The sequence below is a fragment of the Arenibacter sp. F26102 genome (assembly GCF_023015865.1).
Classification (GTDB): domain Bacteria; phylum Bacteroidota; class Bacteroidia; order Flavobacteriales; family Flavobacteriaceae; genus Arenibacter.
This window is the reverse complement of sequence record NZ_JALKBC010000019.1, coordinates 35,979-56,951: the sequence shown is the minus strand read 5'-3', so window position 1 is coordinate 56,951 and position 20,973 is coordinate 35,979. Positions and strand designations below refer to the sequence as shown.

The window sequence follows — 20,973 nt, the reverse complement described above, 5'->3', positions numbered from 1 at the left end:
GTAATTTTTCAAACAATGGAATTGCGGCAATAAAGCGGTTTGATCATTCAATAAATCGGACTTTTTCTAAACTGGGCAATCTTACCAAATTAACTCTTGGTATTGGCCTGGGGACCTTATTTGCTAGCGGAATAGGGGGGGTCCGGGACTACGAAACGGGATTGGTTGGAGTTAGCAAAACAACCGGCATTATAGGCAGAGATTTAAAACAGTTCAGTAATGAAGTGTTGATGACATCTAAAAAATTGCGCGGCATTTCGTCAGATAAACTATTGGAATTGGCCCAGGTTGCGGGGCAACTTGGAGTAACAGGAAACGCCAATATTTTAAAGTTTTCAACCACCTTATCAAAATTAGAAAAAGCGAGCGATATACAAGGGGAAGCCGGGGCCGCGTCAATTGCTCGATTATTAACAATTACCGGTGAGGGTGTCGGGGTAGTGGATCGGTTTGCGTCTGCATTGGTTGGACTTGGAAATACATCGGCCGCGACGGAATCAGAAATATTGGGAGTTGCTAGCGAGGTAGCCAGGGCCACGGCGGCATATAAATTACAATCGACCCAAATACTTGGAATTTCCACCGCGTTAAAATCTTTGGACGTCCGGCCCGAAGCTGCGGGAACTGCGGTTGGTAAAGTTTTCCGCGGAATAGAGGACGCGACAATCAAAGGTGGTAAAACACTGGCGGCCTACGCTAAGGTAATGGGGTTGACCTCTAAAGAAGCCAAAAATATTTTTGCATCGGATAAAACAGCGGCGTTTACCGCGTTGATCAAAGGACTGAATAATATAAATGTTCAAGGGGGTAGCGTTCAACAAACGTTGTCCGGTTTAGGTTTGGATGGTGAAACGGTGTCTAAAGGAATTATTCCATTGGCCACAAACTTTAATTTGTTGGAAGAAAAGTTGAAGTTGGCCAATTCAGCGTTTAAACAAAATATTGATTTAAACAACGAATTTTCCGCGGCATCTAAAACGGTTAACACCGCCTTGGATTCTGTAAAGAATAGTTTTAATAATGTCTTGATAGGAACAGCAACCGCCGGGAGTGGGTTAAGTAAGGTTCAAAATACATTATTCTTTGTTGCCGACCACATGGAAACGGTTGTGGCCGTTGGCGCGGGTTTAATTGGCACCTTTGGAGCGTTAAAAGTATTAGTGTATGGTTCACAGGCCGCGTTTGCGGCATATAATATTGTTTTAGGTGTCCATAGTGCTTTAAGTGCAACTGCATCCATAGCCATTGGGCAAAATGCCGTTGCATTAGGAGCGTACAAAACAATTATGGCCGTAACCACCGCGGGCACCTGGTTAGCAACCACCGCAACCACAGCGTTTGGGGTGGCCCTAAATTTAGGATTGTGGCCAATTTTGGCTATTGTGGCCGCCATTGCCGCCGTAATTGCTATATTTTATTATTGGGACGACATAACCGCATGGTTTGGTAAGCAATGGAAAACGTTTACGGGAATGATCGGCGCGGTGTGGGACAACCTGGTGAAATGGTTCAAGAATTTCAGTTTTACGGATTTCTTTAAAAACATTGGCCAAAGCCTAATGAAGTACATTTTATGGCCAATGAAACAATTATTAACGTTGTTATCCAATATGCCCGGTAAGGTCGGAAAAATGGCATCCATTGGGTTGGATAAAATCGGCGAAATGTCAGGTGAATTGGATGTGAACGACAGCCGCAAACCATTGGACGGTCCGGAAGTTAGGGCAGAACAAAGCCGACAGGCCACAAGGGATGCCATGGTAAAAGGTAGTATAGATCTTAATATTAGAGATAAAGGAAACAACGTGGAATCGGCAAAATCAAACGGACCCGTTGCAATACCGATAAGGTTAACCAATACCCAAGGAATGAATTAAAATTTTTGTTTGTCCATTTATTTTGATGTGAAAGACCGCTATTAGTTTAGCGGTTTTTTTATTATCTAAAATGTTATCTTTCCTATAAATTTATTCAATCTAAATTATAGTACGATGACAAAACATATTTATAATGAAAGGAAAAAATAGCGAAAAGGAAAAAGCTAATAATGGGGAGGAATTTGACATAATCCTTTTTAAGCCATGGGAATATTTTTTTATTGGGGTATTTATTCTATTAATAATAGTTGCTCCGATTGCTCTAACTCAATATAGCTCGCTTTTTAGTTTTGAAGATTCCGGGCCAATTGGTGATACTATTGGCGGTATTACTTCGCCGTTTGTGAATCTCTTGGCTGCCTATTTAGTATTCAAGTCTTTTTCTGCTCAAATATTTGCTAACGCCCAACAAAGGAAGGACCATAATACACAAATAAGACTCATTCAAAAAGAACAAACTTTCAACTCAATATTAGTTCTATTTAATTCGATTAGGGATGATTATTACGCTGATAACCGGATTGAGGGGTATAGTTATATTAGATATATTTCTAAAACCGTAAATTCTTATAGGGATAGGATTATGACTTATCCAGGACAAAAAAAAGTTGATTCAGGAGACGCGGTAATGGAAATTAATGACACTCTTAAAGAACCAATAGAAACTATGATTGGACAAATAAGGAGTATTTATGTATTGCAAGAATCCCTAAGAAAGGTGGAGTTAGAAGATGGTTTTAGGCATTATTATAGAAATCAAATTGAAAATATTTTAAAAGATATGGATTTGTGGATTTTAATTAATCCGGCAATGACCGATAAGATTGAAAAATATAATGTTCTTCGAAATAGTCAAGCTGCATTATATCAACATTCTAAGGCAATGGCGGAAAGCATGCAAAATGGTTACACAATAAGAACTCCGCTAGGTTTGTGAATCATATTTTAAAAATAACTCGAATACACTTATTATAAAAAATTATCAACTCGATTGTCAACCAAAAATAAAAAAGCCCATAAACATTATGTATATGGGCTTTAACCGTGGAGAATACCGGAGTCGAACCGGTGACCTCTTGCCTGCCAGGCAAGCGCTCTAGCCAGCTGAGCTAATCCCCCAAATTTGGCTGCCGCAAAGAAAATACTTTTTCTGACACTATCAAAGTACAATTTAAGCTTATTCCAATATTTTAATCTTTTTTCACACTTAGCACCAAAACGGGGACTGGAGCGTAGAATTCCGATTTGGGAATCGTGTTCTTTTCCCATAGTTTTTTAAAGAAACCTCTTTTTCTCCTAAAAACACAAAGTAAGTCTGGGTGTTTTGCTTCAAAATGCTGTAATACCCCTAAATATGTAGAAGGATTTTCAGATTGGATAAGTTCTGAACTCAATCCCATTAATGACATATTTATTTTGAGGTCTTCCTTGGTGTAGCCTGGCGTTTTTACAAATAAGAGACTAACCTTGGACTCAAACTTCTTCTTAATTTCTATCAAAGGATATAAAATGCTTTTCTGCTTTAATACGCCAGATTTAAAGGCTGTCAATACTGTTTTAAACGGTTTAAAAACAGTCCCCTTTGGTACAATAAGAGTGGGTATGTCTGTTTGTTTTACAATTTTCCCAGAAGTATGCCCTAGGTACAATTCCTCTTGTATGTCGTTACTTCTTGGAGCCAAAATTATTAGATCTATCCCTAAATCCTTGTCAATGTCTTTTAATCCATCTACTATGTCTCCATTATAAGTGGCCATTTTAATAGTTACATTTTTGGAATCCACCTTTTCAATGACTGCCTTTATATGTTCCTTACTGCTTTCAGCAAGTTTTTCCCTGATGTTCGCCAAAGTACTGGCACTGGCACTGACACTAAATACTTCCATTACAAAAATATTGGAACCAAATTCGGTCGCGAAGTCCACCGCGTATTGTAATGTTTCGTGTGCATTTTCAGAGGTTCCAATGGGAACTAGGATATTTTTCATCTGCTTATTTTTATTTGATTATTGGTCATCCCGATACCTATCGGGAGTAATTCGCCATATTAATTATTTCGGTTGGTATCCAAAATCGTTATGGCTTATTTCATAAGTTTAGTTATAATTGCTTTTAACACCTATACTAGTTTGTTGGTCAGACATGGCGTTATAAAAATTTTGGTTAATGTTAATAAAATGGTTGTGCCCTTACATGACACGAGTCTTCATGTCTTCATGAATAGCATAAATTTACAAATTAAAATTAACCGTGCATGATTCGATTGGCAAAGATATTGGAAATTCCCGACATTCTTAATATTACCAAGGCCTGCGCCAATAATATGATAGAACAGGGCATTTATCAATGGAACGAAAATTACCCTTCACAAGAGGCTTTCTGGTTGGATGTTACTCGAAAGGAACTTTATGTTTTGGAAGAAAAGGGAAAATTAATTGGATCAGTAGTTATCTCCACCTTAATGGATTCTGAATATTATCCAATTAACTGGTTAACTCCGAATGGAAGGAATATTTATATTCATCGGTTGGCCGTTCATCCAGATGAACAAAAAAAAGGGCATGCTGTGAAATTAATGGATTTTGCGGAGGAATATGCCCGGAAAGCGGGTTATATATCCGTAAGGCTTGATACTTTTAGCAAAAATAGCCGCAACAATAAATTCTATTCGGCTAGAGGTTACAAAACCGTTGGGGATATTTATTTCCCCAAACAGAGTCAATTTCCCTTTCATTGTTACGAACTAATATTGTAAAACATTCCTTTTTGAAGACAGTTATAAATTTTAAAACTATTAATAATCTTGCCATTCCTGCTACCATAGCAGGTATTGCGGAACCATTACTATCCATTACCGATACTGCCATTGTGGGCAACATACCTCAAGATGGGATGGAGTCCTTGGCAGCAGCGGGTATAGTGGGCGCGTTTTTGTCTATGTTGATATGGATTTTAGGTCAAACCCGTAGCGCTATTTCCGCAATTTTGTCACAATACTTGGGCGCGGGGAAGTTGGACAGGGTTAAAACACTCCCTGCACAGGCTATTTTCTTAAACATTCTATTGAGTATTGTTATCCTCCTTTCTACCATTTTTATTGTGGAAGAAATATTTGTTTTGCTCAATGCCAAAGGCAGAATCTTGGAGCTCTGTATTTCTTACTACTCCATTCGGGTCTGGGGATTCCCTTTGACCTTATTTGTATTTGCCGTAATGGGTATTTTTCGAGGATTGCAGAATACGTACTATCCCATGTTGATCGCCATCACGGGGGCAGTTTTGAATATAGGCCTTGACTTTGTATTCGTATACGGTGTGGATGGCATTATTTCTCCTATGTATTTGGAAGGTGCGGCTTGGGCCAGTTTAATTGCCCAGGGCATAATGGCTTTAATGGCATTTGTATTGCTGGTTACTAAAACAAATATCAGCCTAGCCCTTAAATTCCCCCTACATCCAGAGTTGGGTAGATTGGTAGTCATGAGCCTAAATCTTTTCGTTAGGGCGCTGGCGTTAAATACGGCCTTGATTTTGGCGGTAAGGGAAGCAACCGCTTTGGGCGACAAGTACATAGGGGCCCATACCATTGCCATAAACCTTTGGCTTTTTTCGGCTTTTTTTATTGATGGGTATGGAGCCGCCGGGAACATAATGGGAGGTAAGTTGTTGGGTGCCAAGAACTACGATGGACTTTGGGAATTGGCCAAAAAAATAATGTTGTACGGTTTTGTTATAAGTTTAGTTCTTGTTGTGGCAGGCTTCGTATTCTATAGACCCATAGGGAGTATATTTTCAAACGACATTTCGGTATTACAAGCCTTCTATTCCATATTTTTTATCGTAATCCTTGGTGTACCCATGAATATGGTGGCTTTTGTTTTCGACGGACTATTTAAGGGTCTGGGGGAAATGAAATATCTTAGGAATGTCCTGCTGGTCGCGACCTTCATAGGTTTTGTTCCTTTGCTCTTTGTAGGTAAATATCTTGGTTGGGGGCTCTATGGTATTTGGCTTTCATTTACCCTTTGGATGTTTATTAGGGGAGGTGCATTGGTATGGAAATTTAGACGAAAGTTTCGTCCGCTTCTTCAAAACGTTTAATTTTGAAATACCACTATAAAACTTTGACCCACAATTTCAGGTATGGGCGTAAATTTAGGAGGGATAAAAACTAACAAGAATAATATGGGCACTACCCGATCAAACGGAAGTTTATATACTAACATTGTAAATAGGGTTGCTACGGTAGAATTTGGGCATCCTGCCAGTAATTCATTCGTTGTGGAACTTTTGGAAAGACTTACCGCAACTTTGGGGGAATTATCAGTAAATGACGAGGTTTCTGTAATAGTATTGAAATCAGAAGGGGATAGGGCTTTTTGTGCAGGAGCATCCTTTGATGAATTGGTGGAAGTGAGCACTTTATCTGAAGGAAAAATATTCTTTAGCGGATTTGCCCATTTGCTCAATGCCATGAGGACTTGTAAAAAGCTTATAGTTGGAAGAGTACAAGGTAAGGCGGTAGGAGGTGGTGTAGGAATTATATCGGCATGTGACTATGTGTTTGCCTGCGAGGCAGCGGCCATACGTTTATCCGAACTCACCATAGGGATAGCTCCATTGGTAATTGCCCCAGCGGTACTGCGAAAAATAGGTCTTGCTGGCCTCTCGGAACTGTCCCTATCACCCAATGAATGGAAAAATGCCTATTGGGCACAGGAAAAGGGTTTGTTTTCCAAGGTTTATGATAAAATGGGGGAGATGGACAAAGAGTTGGAAATTTTCACTGAAAAATTGGCTAGTTATAATCAGGAAGCCTTACAGGAATGGAAGAAAGTGCTTTGGGAAGGGACTGGTCATTGGGACACCCTATTGACGAACAGGGCCGAAATTACAGGTCGTTTGGCCATTTCTGAAGAAACCAAAAGCGCCCTCTCAAAATTTAAGAAATAGAAATATTATGAGCAAGTTCCGTATTGAAATTAAATGGGCCATTATTTTTTCACTGGCTACCCTACTTTGGATGGCCTTTGAGAAATCTATGGGTTGGCATGACGTGCTTATAGAAAAACACGCTATATATACCAACTTTTTTGCGATCATAGCCATCACAGTATACGTCTTGGCACTTTTGGACAAAAGAAAAGTGGACTATAATGGGAAAATGAACTGGAAACAGGGATTTATCAGTGGTATCATTTTAAGTGTAATCATCTCTTTATTAAGTCCGCTGACCCAATATATAACCAGTACCTTTATTACTCCTGAATATTTTACAAATATTATTAAGTTCGCCGTGGATTCGGGTAAAATGACCCAAGAAGCTGCCGAAAGTTATTTTAGTCTGAAAAGTTATGTGATTCAGGGTGTTTTTGGCGCATTGACCATGGGGATCGTTACCTCGGCAATTGTGGCTTTTTTTGTGAAGAGACAATAACCGAACTTGATGACCGTTTTATTTTTTTAAACTTTTACAATGGATATTTTATCGTTCTTAAACGGGAACTTTGTTTTCCCTCTATTAGCCCTAGTTTTACTTGTGGTTTATTTCGTTAATCGAATTAAAAATAATAGAAAATATAAAAGGTAAGTAGACTATCTGGTTTTTAACCACCCTGTGATACTAAGGCGCTCACGATGTGCAGGTTTTACTTCATGCTCCAATTCCTGACTTTCAAAAATTACTACACGTCCAGGAAATGGGGTGATGTGTTTTGCCTCTTCGCCATTTTCCGTAGGTAGATAAAGTACCAATTCACCACCATCTTTTTCAGCTACCCAGTCTGGTTCATTCAAATAACAGACCATGGATAGTTTGCGGCGGTCGTCGTTTTGAAAAGTATCCAAATGTCTCTTATAAAAAGTACCCTCCGGATAAATGGCATAGTGGAATTCTTTGAACATTATTCCCATAAAACAGGTCTTGTTCAGATAATTTGCAAGCTCATTTATTTTTAAGAAAAATTGTTGTTCCAGAACATCATTACTTTTCTCATCCATCCATAGAATAAAATCCCCACGGATCGCCTTTATGATCAATTCGTTCAAGCGATTTCCAATAGCGGCTTTTTTAAACTCGTCCTCTTCGTATTTGTCAAGTAGGGAACCCCGTAATTGGGCTACTTCTTCCATCGAGAAAAAATCGTCGACAATACTGTATTTCTGAATTAGGATATCCTCGATCACTTTTTCGAAAAGTGGATTCTCCTTAAATTCCAATTGCTCAAAAAGTTCTACCAAGTTAATGTCGTTTTAAAAATCGGGCAAAAATAGATGAAAATAGGATTGGTTTTACATAATGCGCTAAGTCTATAAAAACTTCGCAAACCATCTATGGTATGAAGATAATGTTTATGATCCATTTTAGGCTTAATACCTGATTTCTAATACTTTTTCATTAACTTTTGAAATTCAAATACCAAACAACTGAATATATGAAATACATTTTGCCGTCCATTTTGTTGACTATAGCTTTCGTACTGGGAAGTTGTGGAGATGATAATAAAAGCGCGGATAAAACCGGGAATAAAAGGTGGTATAAGGGAAATTTGCATACCCATTCGTTTTGGAGTGATGGGGACGAGTTTCCTGAGACTATTTTGGATTGGTACAAGTCCAACGACTATCAATTTATAGCCCTATCCGATCATAATACCATTTCCATGGAGGAGAAGTGGATAAAGGTTCGGGAGGATTCCATTTATCAAAATAGCTTTAGGAAATATTTGGAAACCTATGGTGAGGATTGGGTAGATTATAAAATGGACTCAGGAAAAGTGGAGGTGAAATTAAAGACCTATGCGGAATATAGCAATCTGTTTGAAAAGGCGGGAGAATTTTTGGTGATTCATTCGGAGGAAATTACGGACAGATATGAGGACAAGCACGTTCATATGAATGCAACCAATATTCAGGAAAAGATAGATCCCCAGGGAGGCAACAGTATATCCGATGTCATGCAAAACAATCTAAACGCTGTACTTAAACAACGTAAAGAAACGGGAGTGCCAATTATGCCCCATATTAATCACCCCAACTTTTTTTACAGTATAAGCTTGGAAGATATGATATCTTTAAAGGGAGAGCGTTTTTTTGAGGTGTATAACGGTCATCCCATGGTTCACAATATGGGAGATTCAACTCATATTTCTACAGAGGAAATGTGGGACCAGATTAATATTTCCTATATCGAAAGTAAAAAGCCCATTATGTATGGTTTGGCAACAGATGACTCGCACAATTACCATAAGATGGGACATAAATGGAGTAATTCCGGCAGGGGTTGGGTGATGGTGCAGGCCGACACCTTGTCCGCGCCTTCATTAATAGAGGCCATGGAAAAGGGGAATTTTTATTCTACAACCGGGGTTACACTCAAAGCCTTGGAGTCTGGAAAGAAAAATTTGAAGGTGGAAGTAGAGCCGGAAACAGGAGTTAAATATACCATAAGCTTTCTTGGCTGCCTTAAAGGGGAAACAGAAGTCAAGGAGTTGAAATCTGTTGAAGCTAATACCGCCAATTTTGAAATAACAGACGATATTCTCTTTGTTAGAAGTAAAATTACTTCTTCAAAACTTCAAGAAAATCCAATTGAGGATATAAAATATGAATCAGCTTGGACACAACCCGTGCTCAACGATTAGTTTCCAAGAATAAATTACCTTTGCAGTCCAAATAAATATTATGGGCAACATTCGGATTACCAAACAGTTTAATTTTGAAACTGGACATGCATTGTACGGTTATGACGGGAAATGTAGAAATGTACATGGCCACAGTTATAAACTTTCCGTAACCGTAATTGGCCGGCCCATTACAGATACGGCCCATGTTAAATTGGGAATGGTTATAGATTTTGGGGATTTAAAGAAAATTGTCAAGGAAGAAATTGTGGACCAATTTGATCATGCCACGGTTTTTAACAAAAATACACCCCATGTGGAATTGGCCCAAGAATTAACGGATAGGGGGCACAATGTAATATTGGCCGATTACCAGCCTACAAGTGAAAATATGGTTTTGGATTTTGCAGATAAAATTATGGCCAGATTGCCGAAAAATATCAGCTTACATTCTCTTAAGCTTCAAGAAACCGATACCTCCTTTGCAGAATGGTATGCTTCTGATAATTAAAAAGGCCCAGAATGAAAACTATTGACGTTCCCAAGGGCAAAAAGATTTACTTCTCCAGTGATAATCATTTGGGAGCTCCTACCAAAGACCTCAGTTTTCCTCGCGAAAAAAAGTTTGTGGCATGGTTGGATATCATAAAACAGGATGCTGCCGCTATTTTTCTCCTTGGAGATCTGTTCGATTTTTGGTTCGAATATAAGACGGTGGTGCCTAAGGGATTTACACGAACGTTGGGTAAACTTGCGGAAATTACCGATTCGGGGATTCCCGTTTATTATTTTGTGGGCAACCATGATTTATGGATGAACGGATATTTTGAAGATGAGTTGAATATTCCCGTATTTCATAGACCAGAGTCCTTTCTTTTAAACGGAACATCTTTTTTAATAGGGCATGGTGATGGTCTGGGACCTGGTGACAAGGGATATAAGCGAATGAAAAAAGTCTTCACCAATCCGGTTTCCAAATGGCTTTACAATTGGTTACATCCAGATTTTGGTGTAAAATTGGCTCAATATCTTTCCGTAAAGAACAAAATGATTTCGGGCGATGAGGATATTAAATTTCTAGGGGAGGAAAACGAATGGTTGGTGCAATATTGCAAGCGGAAATTGGAGCAGCAGCACTATGATTATTTCGTTTTTGGGCATCGGCACCTGCCTTTGGAAATCTCCTTGAACGATCAATCTACCTATGTAAATTTGGGCGATTGGATTTCTTATTTTACCTATGGCGAATTTGATGGTTCTACCTTGTCCCTGAAAAAATTTGAGGCCACTGTAAGCTGAAATTAGAAGGGTGCTTTTAAAAGAAACTGTAACGAAAATTGAAAAAATGGTAAAGTTGGGTCAAACAAAAATAATTGTAGCCTATTTCTTACTGTAGTTTGCAATCAGGGCCTGTTAACGATAGTATTTATTAATAATTAAAAGTTATTAATAATTTAATATTGATAACTAATGTGCTCTTTTAAGTCCCTTAACTTCATTTGAAGTGATATACTTCCCTGCCATTCGTTTTCATCCAAAGAAAAAACGGCACTTACTGATGTATTCGTAATTGTGGGTAAATTCTGACCTAAATTAAATCCAATTGCATCAATTGAAGCCCTTTTGGAGCCACTATTTTTATCAAAAAGTTTACATTTTAGATGTTTTCCCTCCTGGCCAACTACTTTTGCGTAACCAGTATCCTTAAGATTTTCTGCCATAAAGACTGGAGTCAAATTTCCTGGTCCAAAAGGGGCAAATTGTTTTATGATCCGCATTAATTTAGGGGTAATTTGATCTAAGCTAATTATGGCATCCACCATAATTTCGGGTGATAGTAAATTGGGGTCCATGGTATTGGAAACCACTTCCTCAAATTTAGCTTTAAAGGCTTCGTAATTTTCCTCAAGAAGGGTAAGTCCCGCGGCATACATGTGTCCTCCAAATTGTTCAATGGTTTCCGAGCAGCCCTCCAAGGCTTCATACACATCGAAACCTTTAATAGATCTTGCAGATGCCGCCAATTTGTTGCCGCTCTTTGTAAAAACCAAAGTGGGTCTGTAATATGTTTCAATTAGTCGCGAGGCAACAATTCCGATCACTCCCTTATGCCAGGTTTCCTTATAGACTACCGAGGTAAAACCTTCTTCTTCCTTATTTTCTTGAATCTGAAGTAGAGCTTCCTTTGCAATTTCTTGATCCAGATTTCTTCGGTCCGTATTGTATTTCTCTATTTCTGCGGCAAAAAATTCCGCTCGTTCCAAATCGGTTTCTTTAAGGAGGTTAACCGCGTGCTGCCCATGCTCCATACGACCTGCGGCATTAATTCGCGGTGCAATAATAAACACTACATCGGTGATGGTAAGGACTTGTTTTTTTATCTGATTGATAATGGCCTTAAATCCAACCCTGGGTTCTTGGTTTATTACCTGAAGCCCCCAATAGGCCATAACCCTATTTTCCCCTGTAATTGGGACGATATCTGCCCCGATAGCGGTAGCTACCAAATCTAGATACGGAATTAAATCCTCGGTAGTCTCCCCTTTTTTACTACCTAGCGCCTGTATCAGTTTAAATCCCACCCCACAGCCGCACAGTTCGTCATAAGGATAAGTGCAATCTGCTCTTTTTGGATCCAAAACGGCTACAGCATCGGGCAAAGTTTTTCCCGGCCTGTGGTGGTCACAAATAATAAAATCGATCCCTTTTTCCTTGGCATAGGCAACTTTGTCGATCGCTTTTACTCCGCAATCTAAAGCAATTATTAAGGAAAATCCATTGTCCTCGGCAAAATCTATGCCTTGATAGGAAACTCCATAACCCTCAATGTAGCGGTCTGGGATATAGGTGGCCACGTTTGGATAAGAGTCTTCCAAATAGGACGAAACCAGGGCAACTGCAGTTGTGCCATCAACATCGTAGTCCCCAAATACCAATATATTTTCCTTCTGGCTTATTGCCTTTTCTATCCGTGCTACAGCCTTGTCCATATCCTTCATTAAAAAGGGATCGTGCAAGTGCGAAAGCTGTGGTCTAAAAAACCTCTTGGCATCTTCATAGTTGGTAATGCCACGCTGCAATAATAATTGAGCTACCAATTGCTCTACCTGTAGCGTAGTCGCTAAGGCATCTATTTGTGCTTGTTCGGGTTTTGGTTTAATGGTCCAGCGCATGGCAATTATTCCTTAAGCCTAATTCTATTTTTTAAACATTTCCTTGCCGTCAATAACAACTTTTATATAGTAGCGTATTTTAGGCAATTGGGAGAGGTCGTAGATAAGGGTTCCTTTTTTAAAATTCAAGTAAGAATGGCGTTCCACTATTTTGGTCTCATCTTACTCTTTATTGAAATATGTTTTAATCTCCATTTTCGAGAATTGTCGGAACATTTCCATTACCCCACAATATTTTTCAACCGAAAGGTCAACTGCCCGTTGCAATTTTTTTTCATTCAGGTTAATACCCTTAAAATGATATTCTATTAATACCTTATCGTAATACTTGGGGTCCACTTCCGTTAGGTTGGCAATAGTTTCAATTCTAAACTCTTCTACCTCAAGTTTCATTTTTTTAATAAGTGAAGCTACATCCAGTCCAGAACAACCGGCCAGAGCAGTTAACATAAGTGCCTTGGGTCTATATCCCATGCCTTCTCCGCCATTTTCAGGAGCTACATCTATAACAAGGTTATTCCCGGAAGGATTGTTGCTTTCAAAGGCCATATTGCCAAGCCATTTGGTGGTGATTTGATTTGTCATGTAGGTGTTTTTTTCGTTACTTGTATAGGTCAAAAATACACATAATTCACGAACCATGTCCCTTGTAGATCCTTTAGATGCCGATCATGATTCAGAGACAAAAAAGATGGCTGAGTTTTTTAATGAAACTCTGGGTTTCTGTCCCAATTCTGTATTAACAATGCAACATCGACCTGCTATTTCCAAGGCCTTTATTGGTCTCAACATGGCGGTTATGGCAAATGAGGGCAGGGTTAGCTCCGCTTTAAAACGAATGATGGCCTGGGTAAGTAGTAATGCCACTGGATGTCGCTATTGTCAGGCACATGCCATTAGGGCTGCAGAGCGCTACGGAGCAGATCAAGAGCAATTGGATAATATTTGGGAGTATAAAACACATGAGGCATTTTCTGAGGCCGAACGTGCGGCACTAGATTTTGCATTGGCGGCTTCGCAAGTACCCAATACTATGAATCCAAAAATAAAGAAGGAATTATACAAGCACTGGGATGAAGGCGAAATTGTAGAAATGTTGGGAGTTATTTCTCTCTTTGGGTTTCTAAATAGGTGGAATGATACCATGGCCACCCACTTGGAGGAAGGGGCAATTGAGAGTGGAAAACATTATTTGGAAAAATATGGCTGGGAAAAGGGAAAGCATGTTTAGAGGAAAGATTTTAGGCATGAAAATACTTAACTGCTAAATGAAACTCATTCTGCTTTGTATAAAGCCTTGATAGGTCCAATTTGGGATCAATCCCAAAAGTTGTGTGTGAATTAGAAAAAGTTATAATTTACTATCTCAAGTTTGTGTTCTGTTCATTTTTTGCATCGCCCAAAAAACGAACCAAAAAACGCTAGGCTGATTTTAAATTTCTCTGAATCTACGCAATTTCCACAGCCGCACCTTCCAGGCCGCTTTCACTAAGGTGAAATGCTCTTTGGACAGCTACCTGAACCCAATGTGGAAACCACTTGATTTAAGACGAAATTGAAAATAGGCTGGTCCTATCGTTCCGTCGATCTTCATGTTAGGATAAGTCATTTTCCGTTATTAAATATCTTTGGGCATTGTCCTCAAGGTCTTTGGTTCGGTCGTTCTTCTTCCGTCGTGGAGATGGCATGGCCGTTAAGAATTATTGAAGCCTTGGAAATAATTTAGGCCATGGCATCGCTCCTTAAAATCCAGAGATTTTAGGGGCCACCTAGCGAAGAAGGGTCTTTTCTTTTGTTTCGTTTTCTTTGGACAAGCAAAGAAAATGAAAGAATAATTTAATCATTGGTTTTACTAAATTGCTCCTATTAATTAAAACTATTGATCAAAAAACACGACTGATCAAATTAATCCCAATTTTTTCATAAACACAACAATTGTTCCTGATCCATTCTTACCTCCTTCATAATACTCACTTTACTTAAAATAAAAAGGCAGAGCATAGCTCTACCTTTTTCCCCAAATCTTACCATGAACTTAACCTACTTATGCTATGGTCCTCCAAAAGTATAGTAATCAAAGCTGGGGGGAAAAGGTTTTAGATGAATGTCTCTTTAATAAGTTGAAATACAGCTTGTTCGATAAACAGTAGGAAATGCTGGATATACTACATAGGTATAAAAGGAATCTTAATTTGATCCAATAAAAAAGGTGGAGAAGTCTCCACCTTTTTTGCCCCAAATCTTACCATGAACTTAACCTACTTATGCTATGGCAATGCTAAAGTACATGTGCACGGCAGGTTTTTGATCAAAATTACGTTAAAGAGTGTATTTCATCGATGAAGTGCATAAAAACCTACGCTTCATCGATGAAATTAATTATATGCCCGTTCGTTCTTGCCTTCAAAAAAGTTGATAAACGCCCTGTTTACCACCCTGTTGCCTCCTGGAGTAGGATAATTTCCTGTAAAATACCAGTCCCCCAAGTTTTTTGGGCAGGCTTCATGAAGGTTTTCAATGTTTTGATATATAATCTGAACCTCTGCTTTAATATCAGGAGGACTTAATAATTGACCAATTTTATCGGAAATTTCATCAGCGGTAAAAGGTTTGTAGAATTCCTTCACATAATTAACAACTTCCGAATCATGTGTATTGGTTTGCTTCAAACATTTTTTATAGATTTCCTCTACAAGGTGCATTGTATTTCTTTCTTCGTGTAGGGCCAAAGCGGCCTTAAATGCAACAAAATCTTCCAGTTTGGCCATATCTATTCCGTAGCAATCTGGGTAACGGATTTGAGGGGCGGACGAGACGACAATTATTTTTTTGGGCAATAGTCGGTCAAGAATTCTAAGAATACTTTTTTGGAGGGTTGTTCCACGGACTATACTATCATCTATGATAACCAAATTGTCATTTTCCTTCACAGATCCATAGGAAATGTCATAAACATGGGCAACCAAATCGTCCCTACTGCTGTCTTGAGTTATAAAGGTCCGGAGTTTGGCATCCTTTATGGCCACTTTCTCTATCCTGGGCCTTACTTCCAAGATCTCATGAAGTTCTTCCCTTGTTATTTTTCTGCCAATAGAAAGTATCTGTTCTTCTTTCTTCTTGTTCATGTAATTCTGTGCCGCGATTACCATTCCGAAAAAGGAGGTTTCTGCAGTATTGGGAATATATGAAAATACAGTATTTTTAATATCGTCATCTATGGACTTCAAGATCAATGGAAAAAGCAATTTTCCCAACATCTTTCTTTCCTGGTAGATTTCCTTGTCGCTTCCCCGGGAGAAATAAATACGTTCAAATGAACAGGCCTTTCTTTCGGTAGGGTCCAAAATTTTCTTGAATTTAACCTTGCCATTTTTTTTGATTATAATGGCGTGTCCTGGATCAAGTTCTTTAACATCTTCGAAACTAACATTGAAAACCGTCTGTATTGCTGGTCTTTCTGAGGCAACCACGGCAATTTCGTCATCTTGATAGTAATAGACTGGTCTTATTCCTGCTGGATCTCTAAGTACAAATGAATCACCATGCCCCAACATACCTGCCATGGCATAGCCACCGTCAAAGTTTTTTGCCGCTCTTCTTAAAATTTTGCCAACATTTAATCTTTCGGCAATTATTGGTGAGGCTTCCCTTTTATTAAAACCTTCTTTTTTTATGTCCTTATAGAGCTGGGCTACCGCATCGTCCAAGAAATGTCCAATTTTCTCCATTACCGTTACGGTATCGGCCTTTTCCTTGGGGTGTTGCCCTATTTGAATCAGATTGTCGAAAAGTTCATTAACATTGGTCATGTTAAAATTACCGGCAACGATCAGGTTACGATGCATCCAATTGTTCTGTCTTAAAAAGGGATGTACGCTTTCTATGCTGTTTTTGCCAAAAGTACCGTATCGTACATGTCCCAAAAGTACTTCCCCAATATAAGGTATGTGCTTTTTTTGTTTGGCTACGTCGTTTACGTATTCCGGATTTTCTTTAAATGAAGTGTTTATACGTTCATTTATTTGGGCAAAAATGTCCTGTATGGGCTGCTGGTCTATAGATCTTACCCGACTCATATACCTCTCGCCGGCTTCCATATCCAATTTAATACTAGCAAAACCGGCACCATCCTGGCCGCGGTTGTGCTGCTTTTCCATCATTAAGTACATCTTGTTTACCCCATAAAAGGCAGACCCGTACTTTTCTTGATAATATTCCAACGGTTTTAATAACCGGATCAAGGAAATTCCACATTCATGCTTAATAGCGTCGCTCATGGTAACTTTAAATTAAAAATGCCCTGTTAGACTAGGGCATATATTTATTGTAATTCAATATCAAACTGGGTCAGCTCCCTAAACTGGAGCAACCTATTGTTTACCTCTTTCTTTTCTAATTTTTCCATTCTTTGTGTCCCAAAACGCTCAACACAAAATGAAGCCAAGTTGGAACCGTGGATAACTGCACTTTTTAAATTGTTAAAGCTAATGTTTTCCGACTCTGCCAAATATCCGGCAAATCCTCCGGCGAAGGTGTCACCAGCTCCGGTTGGATCAAAAACCTCTTCCAATGGCAATGCTGGCGCAAAAAATACCTTTGATTTGTGAAATAACAAGGCTCCGTGTTCTCCTTTTTTTATTACTACAAATTTCGGGCCCATTTCATGAATTTTCTCCGCAGCTTTTACCAAGGAGTGCTCATTGGTAAGCTGTCTGGCTTCTTCATCGTTAATGGTGATAACGTCTATGTGTTTTATTACTGCTTTCAACTCATTAAGGGCATGGTCCATCCAAAAGTTCATGGTATCCAAAATTATTAGTTTTGGTCGTTCCTCCATCTGATTAATTACACTCAATTGAGTGTCAGGGTGTAAATTTCCCAACATTAATACGTCGGCATCTTTAAAATTGTTTGGAACTACCGGGTTGAAGTCGGCAAGAACGTTTAATTCTGTGGACAGGGTGTCCCTGGAATTAAGATCGTTGTGATATTTTCCACTCCAAAAGAAAGTTTTGCCGCCTTTAATGACCTGTAGGCCAGAAATATCAATATTTTTGGCGGTCAACAAATCTAAATAATCCTGTGGAAAATCTTCGCCCACAATAGAAACGATGGCAGATTTAACTTTAAACTGGGAGGCTGCCAAACCTATAAATGTGGCTGCCCCACCCAAGATTTTATCGGTTTTGCCAAAAGGGGTTTCTATAGCGTCAAAGGCAACGGTGCCTACAATTAAAAGTTTGCCCATTAAATTTTGAAATTTGCTGCAAAGATAGGCTTTTGAACTACTAATTCCATAGCATTGGAAATCAAATTTCAAAAAATGATTATATGACTATTTCCTTCCGAAATCTGCAGGAATTTCACCCCAGGCCTTAGTTTCCCATTTAACTATGGTAGTATTGTAGGTGTTTTTTTCCAGCCACGCAATGGCACGCCGTACAAGATCGAAAACCACTTTGTTTTCGGGAGTCTCGGGCAATTTGGAATTACATGTTTTTTTTCGGACCCAACTCATCGCTGTCTTGGAATCCGTATATATTATTCGATCACTATTCTGTTGTTTTAAAAAGGCAAGTCCGTGAACCAATGCCAGAAATTCACCTATATTATTGGTGCCTTGCCTAAATGGACCTTGTTTAAAAAGTTCTTTTTTGGTTTTTGTGTCCACCCCTCGGTATTCCATTATACCTGGATTTCCACTGGAGGCGGCATCTACAGAAATTGAATTATAATTGGGTTCGCCAATTTTACGTAATTGTTCTTTGCTCAGCGTGGAGGTACCGATCTTCTTGCCCTTGTAATCTTCATAATTGCCATTGAAGGCTTTTTTTGCTGCTTCAAAGGTGGGGAAAGATTTATATTGTGCGCCCTTATAATTGGTGATTGCTGCCTTACAGTCTTTCCAACTGGTGTAAATACCGGGACGGCTCCCTTTCCAAACCGTATAAAATTTATCCTTTTTGGCCATTATTTCCCCATTAATACCTGTTCTATTACTTTGGGGAAATGTTCATATTCCAAATGATGAACCTTTTCTGCTATCATTTCAGGGGTGTCGTTCGGGTTCAAAGCAACTTTTGCCTGCTTAATAATGGCACCTTCGTCGTAATTTTCGTTTACATAATGGATGGTTATACCTGTTTCGGATTCGTTATTGACCTTTACCGATTCATGTACATGCATGCCGTACATTCCTTTACCGCCATATTTGGGAAGTAGAGCGGGATGAATGTTAATAATTTTATTTGGGTAGCTATTGATGAGGTTATCTGGGATTTTCCATAGAAATCCTGCCAACACTATAAGGTCTGGACTTAGGGATTTAAGGACATTTAAAACACAGTCCGAATTATAAAAGGAATGTTTATTAAAATATAAAGCATTAATTTTTAACCTATTGCACCTTTCAAAAACTTTGGCGTCCCTTTTATTGGAAAGTACGCAGCTAATGGAGACTTCAGGATTTGTGTGAAAATACTGAACTATGTTTTCAACGTTGGAACCAGAGCCAGAAGCAAATAGGACAATACTTTTCATGTAATTTTTTGGGGTTAGGACAGAAAATTATTTTGGGCTAAAATAGCACTCTTGTATTTAATTTTATTAAATTACATCACATTTTAACGACAAATAGTGTTATTAAACCAAAGTTTTTTATTTTTGCCATCAATTTAAATTTTTAAAACCGATATTATTATGTCAGACATTGCATCAAGAGTAAAAGCTATCATCGTAGATAAATTAGGTGTTGACGAGAATGAAGTTGTTACAGAGGCTAGCTTTACCAACGACTTAGGGGCAGATTCATTGGATACTGTTGAGTTGATTATGGAGTTCGAAAAGGAATTCGATATTCAAATTCCAGACGATCAAGCAGAAAACATTGCTACAGTTGGTCAAGCTATAAGTTATATAGAAGAAGCCAAGTAATTTTATGATTTCTTGAACAAGTTTCAAAATTATCCATGTGGTAAACACGCTGCATGGATAATTTTTTTTAATTTACACCTAACTTATTAAGTTAAACAAAAATTTAGTTCAATGCAATTAAAACGAGTTGTAGTTACTGGTCTAGGTGCTTTGACACCTATTGGCAATAATATTGAAGAGTATTGGGAAGGTTTAAAGAGCGGAAAAAGTGGTTCTGCACCCATTACTTATTATGATACGGAGAAGTTTAAAGTAAAATTTGCATGTGAATTAAAAAACTATAATGCAGAAGATTATTTTGATAGAAAAGAGGCCAGAAAGTTGGACAGGTTTGCCCAATATGCGCTAATTTCTTCTGATGAAGCCATTAAAGATTCAGGATTGGATCTTGATAAGATAGACAAATTTAGGGTTGGAGTAATTTGGGGAGCTGGTATAGGCGGATTGGAAACTTTTCAGAACGAAGTTTTAAATTTTGCCGCAGGAGACGGTACACCAAGGTTTAATCCATTCTTTATCCCAAAAATGATTGCAGATATTGCACCTGGTAATATTTCCATAAAGCACGGTTTTATGGGTCCCAATTATACGACGGTTTCTGCTTGTGCATCTTCCGCCAATGCTATTATTGATGCCTTGAACACTATTCGTTTGGGGTATTGTGATGTTGTTGTTACAGGAGGTAGTGAGGCAGCCGTTACCATAGCCGGGATGGGAGGTTTTGGAGCCATGCACGCCCTTTCTACACGTAATGAAAGTCCAGAGTCGGCTTCTAGGCCATTTGATGCCACTAGGGACGGATTTGTCCTTGGAGAAGGAGCTGGTGCTTTAATACTTGAGGAATATGAGCATGCTATTGCAAGAGGGGCGAAAATTTACGCCGAAGTTGCAGGTGGTGGCTTGTCCAGTGATGCCTATCACATGACGGCGCCTCATCCTGACGGAATTGGGGTAGTGCGCGTAATGGAAAATTGCTTAAAGGATGCAGGATTAAAACCGGAGGATGTGGATGCCATTAATACTCACGGTACTTCTACTCCTTTAGGCGATGTTGCCGAATTAAAGGCTATTAGCAAGGTTTTTGGCGATCATGCAAAGGATATAAATATTAACTCCACCAAATCAATGACAGGGCATCTTTTGGGTGCAGCCGGCGCCATTGAGGCAATAGCCTCTATTTTGGCAATGGAACACAGTTTGGTGCCTCCGACCATTAACCATACAACGGTAGATGAAAATATTGATTCAAAATTAAACCTGACCCTTAACAAGGCGCAGGAAAGAGAGGTAAAAGTTGCTCTGAGCAATACTTTTGGATTTGGGGGACATAATGCATGTGTGATATTTAAAAAAATAAGCTAATTCTAA

20 protein-coding genes and 1 tRNA gene are annotated in these 20,973 nt (G+C 38.8%); 12 read left to right on the top strand and 9 right to left on the bottom strand.

Annotated features, from left to right (window positions below):
• Together MWU78_RS20210 and MWU78_RS20205 are read left to right on the top strand one after the other, a co-directional pair.
• The coding region (locus tag MWU78_RS20210; RefSeq protein ID WP_247001214.1) for a phage tail tape measure protein at positions 1-1,877 on the top strand (1,877 nt) is incomplete at its 5' end.
• 133 nt (positions 1,878-2,010) lie between these two features.
• Entirely contained in the window at positions 2,011-2,814 is an 804-nt protein-coding gene (locus tag MWU78_RS20205) for a hypothetical protein (RefSeq protein WP_247001212.1), read from the top strand.
• A 108-nt stretch (positions 2,815-2,922) separates the two neighbouring features.
• On the opposite strand, the gene MWU78_RS20200 is transcribed toward MWU78_RS20205, so the two are convergent.
• Both MWU78_RS20200 and MWU78_RS20195 read right to left on the bottom strand, forming a co-directional pair.
• A tRNA-Ala gene (locus MWU78_RS20200) sits at positions 2,923-2,996 on the bottom strand.
• 71 nt (positions 2,997-3,067) lie between these two features.
• On the bottom strand, positions 3,068-3,865 hold the full coding sequence (locus tag MWU78_RS20195) for a universal stress protein (protein WP_247001210.1): 798 nt from the start codon (positions 3,863-3,865) through the stop codon (positions 3,068-3,070).
• A 266-nt stretch (positions 3,866-4,131) separates the two neighbouring features.
• Between MWU78_RS20195 and MWU78_RS20190 the strand changes: the two genes are divergently transcribed.
• From MWU78_RS20190 to MWU78_RS20175, 4 genes are all read left to right on the top strand, one after another.
• Positions 4,132-4,632 carry a GNAT family N-acetyltransferase gene (locus MWU78_RS20190; protein ID WP_247001207.1) on the top strand — a complete coding sequence of 167 codons (501 nt, stop codon included), beginning with the start codon at positions 4,132-4,134 and terminating at the stop codon, positions 4,630-4,632.
• 11 nt (positions 4,633-4,643) lie between these two features.
• Positions 4,644-5,978, top strand: coding sequence for an MATE family efflux transporter (locus MWU78_RS20185; RefSeq protein WP_247001205.1), 1,335 nt, complete (start codon positions 4,644-4,646; stop codon positions 5,976-5,978).
• 84 nt (positions 5,979-6,062) lie between these two features.
• Positions 6,063-6,830, top strand: coding sequence for an enoyl-CoA hydratase/isomerase family protein (locus tag MWU78_RS20180; protein ID WP_247001218.1), 768 nt, complete (start codon positions 6,063-6,065; stop codon positions 6,828-6,830).
• 7 nt (positions 6,831-6,837) lie between these two features.
• Positions 6,838-7,314: a DUF4199 domain-containing protein gene (locus tag MWU78_RS20175; protein ID WP_247001203.1), complete on the top strand. Its 477-nt coding sequence runs from the start codon at positions 6,838-6,840 to the stop codon at positions 7,312-7,314.
• Between the two features lie 158 nt (positions 7,315-7,472).
• On the opposite strand, the gene MWU78_RS20170 is transcribed toward MWU78_RS20175, so the two are convergent.
• Positions 7,473-8,117, bottom strand: coding sequence for a 2OG-Fe(II) oxygenase (locus tag MWU78_RS20170; RefSeq protein ID WP_247001200.1), 645 nt, complete (start codon positions 8,115-8,117; stop codon positions 7,473-7,475).
• 194 nt (positions 8,118-8,311) lie between these two features.
• Here MWU78_RS20170 and MWU78_RS20165 point away from each other — a divergent pair, with 194 nt between their 5' ends.
• From MWU78_RS20165 to MWU78_RS20155, 3 genes are read left to right on the top strand one after another with little or no spacing between them, the layout of a single operon-like run.
• The gene (locus MWU78_RS20165) at positions 8,312-9,520 is read left to right on the top strand and encodes a histidinol-phosphatase (RefSeq protein WP_247001198.1); all 1,209 of its coding nucleotides are present in this window, start codon (positions 8,312-8,314) and stop codon (positions 9,518-9,520) included.
• Between the two features lie 40 nt (positions 9,521-9,560).
• A complete protein-coding gene (locus MWU78_RS20160; protein ID WP_187581398.1) occupies positions 9,561-10,010 on the top strand; it encodes a 6-carboxytetrahydropterin synthase in 450 nt (149 codons plus the stop codon).
• Between the two features lie 20 nt (positions 10,011-10,030).
• Positions 10,031-10,798: a UDP-2,3-diacylglucosamine diphosphatase gene (locus tag MWU78_RS20155; protein ID WP_247001216.1), complete on the top strand. Its 768-nt coding sequence runs from the start codon at positions 10,031-10,033 to the stop codon at positions 10,796-10,798.
• A 155-nt stretch (positions 10,799-10,953) separates the two neighbouring features.
• Here the strand turns inward: MWU78_RS20155 and recJ are convergent, their stop codons facing one another.
• On the bottom strand, positions 10,954-12,672 hold the full coding sequence (gene recJ / locus MWU78_RS20150; RefSeq protein WP_247001196.1) for a single-stranded-DNA-specific exonuclease RecJ: 1,719 nt from the start codon (positions 12,670-12,672) through the stop codon (positions 10,954-10,956).
• A 162-nt stretch (positions 12,673-12,834) separates the two neighbouring features.
• A complete protein-coding gene (locus MWU78_RS20145) occupies positions 12,835-13,257 on the bottom strand; it encodes an OsmC family protein (RefSeq protein ID WP_247001194.1) in 423 nt (140 codons plus the stop codon).
• 55 nt (positions 13,258-13,312) lie between these two features.
• Here MWU78_RS20145 and MWU78_RS20140 point away from each other — a divergent pair, with 55 nt between their 5' ends.
• Positions 13,313-13,903, top strand: coding sequence for a carboxymuconolactone decarboxylase family protein (locus MWU78_RS20140; protein WP_247001192.1), 591 nt, complete (start codon positions 13,313-13,315; stop codon positions 13,901-13,903).
• A gap of 1,144 nt (positions 13,904-15,047) precedes the next feature.
• Here the strand turns inward: MWU78_RS20140 and MWU78_RS20135 are convergent.
• From MWU78_RS20135 to MWU78_RS20120, 4 genes are all read right to left on the bottom strand, one after another.
• On the bottom strand, positions 15,048-16,949 hold the full coding sequence (locus tag MWU78_RS20135; RefSeq protein WP_247001190.1) for an amidophosphoribosyltransferase: 1,902 nt from the start codon (positions 16,947-16,949) through the stop codon (positions 15,048-15,050).
• Between the two features lie 44 nt (positions 16,950-16,993).
• Positions 16,994-17,920 (bottom strand): PfkB family carbohydrate kinase, encoded by a 927-nt coding sequence (locus tag MWU78_RS20130; protein ID WP_247001188.1) that lies wholly within the window; start codon positions 17,918-17,920, stop codon positions 16,994-16,996.
• An 87-nt stretch (positions 17,921-18,007) separates the two neighbouring features.
• Positions 18,008-18,643 carry a ribonuclease H family protein gene (locus tag MWU78_RS20125; RefSeq protein WP_247001186.1) on the bottom strand — a complete coding sequence of 212 codons (636 nt, stop codon included), beginning with the start codon at positions 18,641-18,643 and terminating at the stop codon, positions 18,008-18,010.
• Entirely contained in the window at positions 18,643-19,212 is a 570-nt protein-coding gene (locus MWU78_RS20120; protein ID WP_247001184.1) for a phosphoribosylglycinamide formyltransferase, read from the bottom strand. The genes MWU78_RS20125 and MWU78_RS20120 overlap by 1 nt, the downstream gene beginning before the upstream one ends.
• A 159-nt stretch (positions 19,213-19,371) precedes the next feature.
• Between MWU78_RS20120 and MWU78_RS20115 the strand changes: the two genes are divergently transcribed.
• Positions 19,372-19,605, top strand: coding sequence for an acyl carrier protein (locus MWU78_RS20115; protein WP_008269813.1), 234 nt, complete (start codon positions 19,372-19,374; stop codon positions 19,603-19,605).
• Between the two features lie 111 nt (positions 19,606-19,716).
• Complete coding sequence (gene fabF / locus MWU78_RS20110; RefSeq protein ID WP_247001182.1) at positions 19,717-20,967, top strand: beta-ketoacyl-ACP synthase II; 1,251 nt, start codon at positions 19,717-19,719, stop codon at positions 20,965-20,967.
• Positions 20,968-20,973 lie beyond the last annotated feature (6 nt).